The sequence below is a fragment of the Mesobacillus sp. genome, from assembly GCF_049588175.1.
GTDB lineage: Bacteria > Bacillota > Bacilli > Bacillales > Cytobacillaceae > Mesobacillus.
On the sequence record NZ_JBAVFI010000428.1, the window covers coordinates 1 to 3,712 of the forward strand.

Below are 3,712 nucleotides of genomic sequence, written 5' to 3' on the forward strand. Positions count from 1 at the left end.
ACAATAGACTGCACATACTTTTTTGTACGTTTTAGCGCAGTTCATATAGTGGTCCTTTTTTATGGATTTTTTAGCAGTCTTGATTATTCAATTTCATATACCAGCCATTCTGAAATCTTACCACCCATTTTGTTGTATAGTCCCTGGGCGATGAGATTGTCTTTCGCTGTTTCCCAGGTCATATAAGCAAAATCATTCTCCCTGATATAGGCTAAACAGGCTTCAAACAAGCGCTCCCCAGCTTTATGACCTCTGGCTTCAGTTGTTACAAACAGGTCATTCAGAGTTGCTGCCCGTTTTACCTGCAGCGTACTAAAAGTGAAATACAATGTAGCGAAGCCTACTAATTCACCCTCTTTTTCAGCCACAAATTGCACTCCTGTATCCGGATGGGAAATCAGATGCTGAATAAGCTTCTTCAAGTCTGCTTCATTGGGCTTTGGTTTTTGATAAAAATCGACGATGTAACCAAGCATTAGCTCGTATAATTGTGGAATATCTTTTTCCTCTGCAGTGCGAATAAATAGTGCGTTCATCATAAGGACTCCAGTCTATAATTTTTTTCAAGATTGCGGGTGTTGTTTAAAATCCATACCTTTTCTTCATACTCGCTAAGGATCTTCAAGATTTCTGGTTTGCTTTTATTTTCAAAATGGCGATTCCAGACAAACATTTTCCTGAACATCGTAAAGGTTGGTTTGTAATTGGATTTTTCAATCCCCAGCTTTTGCAAAATAAACCTTTTGATGATTCTGAATGTCCTAGTAGAATAAGGAGGGTTCAAGAGAATGATTATATCTGCATCCTTAAAGCTTTGCTGCACCCACTCAAAGTGGACACCTTCAATGATCCAGGCATTAGTCTTGATAATTCTGCACAAATAATCATCTCTTTCCTTTTCACTCCTTCTGACATCACCTGTAGCGAATCTTTCCCATACCACATTATCAAGTTCGTGATGAGGCAGCTCCATTTTAGCAGAAAGCATCCGGGCCAATGTTGTTTTACCACTTCCGACCGACCCGATTATATGGATTTTGCAAGATAATTGTTCTTTCATTGAAATCATCGCTTTTTTTTATAGGATAGATTATCATTTTCTCTTTTAGAGACGATTTTCCTCCTTTAAGCACAAAAAAAAGCTGCCGCAGCAGCTTTTTCTTATATCTATTAAACGTTTTTCAATGTCTGGATTTCTTTAAATGCCTGGTGAAGGTTCGATTTTACCGTGATTCCTTCAAGATTTAAGCCAAGGGTAACCATTGTATGGGCAACCTCTGGACGGATACCAGTCATGATTGTCTTTACGCCGACTAGAGATAATGCGCTGATTACTTTGAATAGCTGATCCGCTACCATCGTATCAACAATCATTACACCTGATACATCGAAAATCAGGTGTGTAAGTTTCAGTTTAACAGCTTGTTCTAATGTTTCTTCCATCAATAGCTGCGCTCTTTCAGTATCAACGTTGCCAACAAGCGGCAGCACGCCTACACCCGGCAATAATGGAACAACTGGTACAGATAGTTCAAGCAAGGCAGTTTTTGCGTTCTCGAGGCTCTTTTGATGATATTCCACGAATGTTAAGCTGAAGCTGTAGATTGCATGGTCCATAAGCGGATCAATGACATTAAGGACTTCAAAAATAGTTGAAGCTGACATGTCCTTTGCTTCTTCCTTGATTGCATTCCAAATATGTTCGCGGTAAAAGCTTGTATCCTTTAGCGCTTCATCTAAAGAGGTTCCTAATTTATAAATATACTCCCCAGTTTCTTTTCCCCACTGGGCAATCTTCGCAAGGCCTCTCTCTTTATCTTCATGGTCCACTAAAGCTTCACCAAATAAAGCAATGAAATTAGCACGCACTTCTAAAATTTGTGCTTCGATTTTTTTAAACTCATGTTTTTGAGCTTCAGTAATCTCCGCAGTGGATAATCGATCCTCATGGACAGCTTTTGCTATTTCATGTTTCCTTTTAACAATTGCTTCCCCTAATAATTTCAATTCATTATTCATTGATTTTCCTCCAAATGTTCCAAGACGATATTTTACGATCTATGATTCAAAGGTCTCATTCATAAATACACTGTTGTAATTCATCATAACTCAGGTTGAGAAAGCAGGACAAGTTTTTAACCTTTTAGAGTAAAAATTAAAATATCCCCTAACCTTGAACAACGGATGTCAAAGTTAAGAGATTTTTTAATGATAAAACTTACATTTTATTTTTTTGTAAATTCAACTTGCTGTTTCTATATCCATACGTAAAGTAAATAATCAAACCTGCCACCAGCCAGATGAAAAAGCCTTTCCATGTAAAAGAAGAAAGCTGGAACATGAGATAGACACAAAAGATTACTGCCAGGGCAGGAATAACAGGAACCCAAGGAGTTCTAAAGCCACGTTTTAAATCTGGCCGTGTTTTTCTGAGAACAGCAACTCCCAGGGAAACAGTCGCAAAGGCAAACAATGTCCCGATACTAGTAAGCTCTGCTAACTTATCCAAAGGAACAAATCCTGCTAGAAGAGCGACTAAAATTCCTGTAACCCATGTACTTACCAGTGGAACCTGGGTTTTTGGATGGACACTTGATAATCCTTTTGGAAGAAGGCCATCCCTGCTTACTGCAAAAAACAGTCGTGATTGGCCAAACATCATAACGATCAGCACTGTCGTTATACCTACAATCGCTCCAAGGGAGATAAAACCAGCTGCCCAGTCCTGGCCAATAAATTGTAGAGCAAAAGCTACAGGGTCCTTAACGTTTAACATATTGAAGGGAACCATTCCTGTCAGGATTAACGATACAGCGATATAAAGAATCGTACAAATAACCAAAGCAGAGATGATCCCAATTGGGAGATTCCTCTGAGGATTTTTTACTTCCTCGGCTGCTGTGGAGACAGCATCGAAACCAAAGTAAGCAAACACTACAACAGCAGCACCACTTACAACACCTGAAACTCCAAAAGGCATGAAAGGTTTCCAGTTAGCAGGCTCAACGTACCAAACTCCAATCGCAATGAAGAGCAGTACCACGGCTACCTTAATGACTACCATGATTGCATTAAACCTTGCAGATTCCTTTACTCCTCTTGAAAGCAGGAAAGTAACCAAGAGAACGATCATGATGGCCGGCACGTCGATTACCGTGCCCTTTGCTGGATCAAACGCACTCGTCAGGGCAGTTGGAAGATGTATTCCAAATCCGGATAACAAACTTTGAAAATAACCCGACCATCCGCTTGCTACAGCAGATGAGGCCAGCCCATACTCGAGGACTAAATCCCAGCCTAATATCCAGGCAAATATCTCACCGAAAGCCACATAGCTATATGTGTATGCACTCCCTGACTGTGGAATCATCGAAGCGAATTCCGAATAACATAATGCAGCAAATACACAGGCCAAGCCTGCAATTATAAAGGAAAGGATTAAGGCAGGGCCCGCGTATTTGGCAGCTGCTACTCCTGTCAATACGAAAACACCGGTTCCAATTATTGCCCCGACGCCTAACATTGTTAAATCTAGCGCCCCCAAAACTCTTTTGAGTGAATTATTCGACATTTCATTTCCAATATGTTTTTTACGAAATAAGTCCATAAACTCCTCCTGATGTAGAAATTTGTCGATTTTTGCTTATGTGACTTTTTTCATTTTACTAGTATATTATTTATTTGTAAAGATTAAAATATTCAGAAATTAAAA

The 3,712-nt window shown here is 39.5% G+C and carries 4 protein-coding genes; all 4 read right to left on the bottom strand.

Translation table 11 applies throughout. The features are described from left to right. Positions 1-83: 83 nt before the first annotated feature. A complete protein-coding gene (locus WB217_RS10590; protein ID WP_423993196.1) occupies positions 84-536 on the bottom strand; it encodes an N-acetyltransferase family protein in 453 nt (150 codons plus the stop codon). Continuing rightward, positions 536-1,060: an AAA family ATPase gene (locus WB217_RS10595; RefSeq protein ID WP_423993197.1), complete on the bottom strand. Its 525-nt coding sequence runs from the start codon at positions 1,058-1,060 to the stop codon at positions 536-538. Before WB217_RS10595 ends, WB217_RS10590 begins: the two co-directional genes overlap by 1 nt. 110 nt (positions 1,061-1,170) lie before the next feature. Next, positions 1,171-2,019 (bottom strand): STAS domain-containing protein, encoded by an 849-nt coding sequence (locus tag WB217_RS10600; protein WP_423993198.1) that lies wholly within the window; start codon positions 2,017-2,019, stop codon positions 1,171-1,173. Between the two features lie 199 nt (positions 2,020-2,218). Continuing rightward, the gene (locus WB217_RS10605) at positions 2,219-3,607 is read right to left on the bottom strand and encodes an amino acid permease (protein WP_423993199.1); all 1,389 of its coding nucleotides are present in this window, start codon (positions 3,605-3,607) and stop codon (positions 2,219-2,221) included. Between the last annotated feature and the right edge of the window lie 105 nt (positions 3,608-3,712).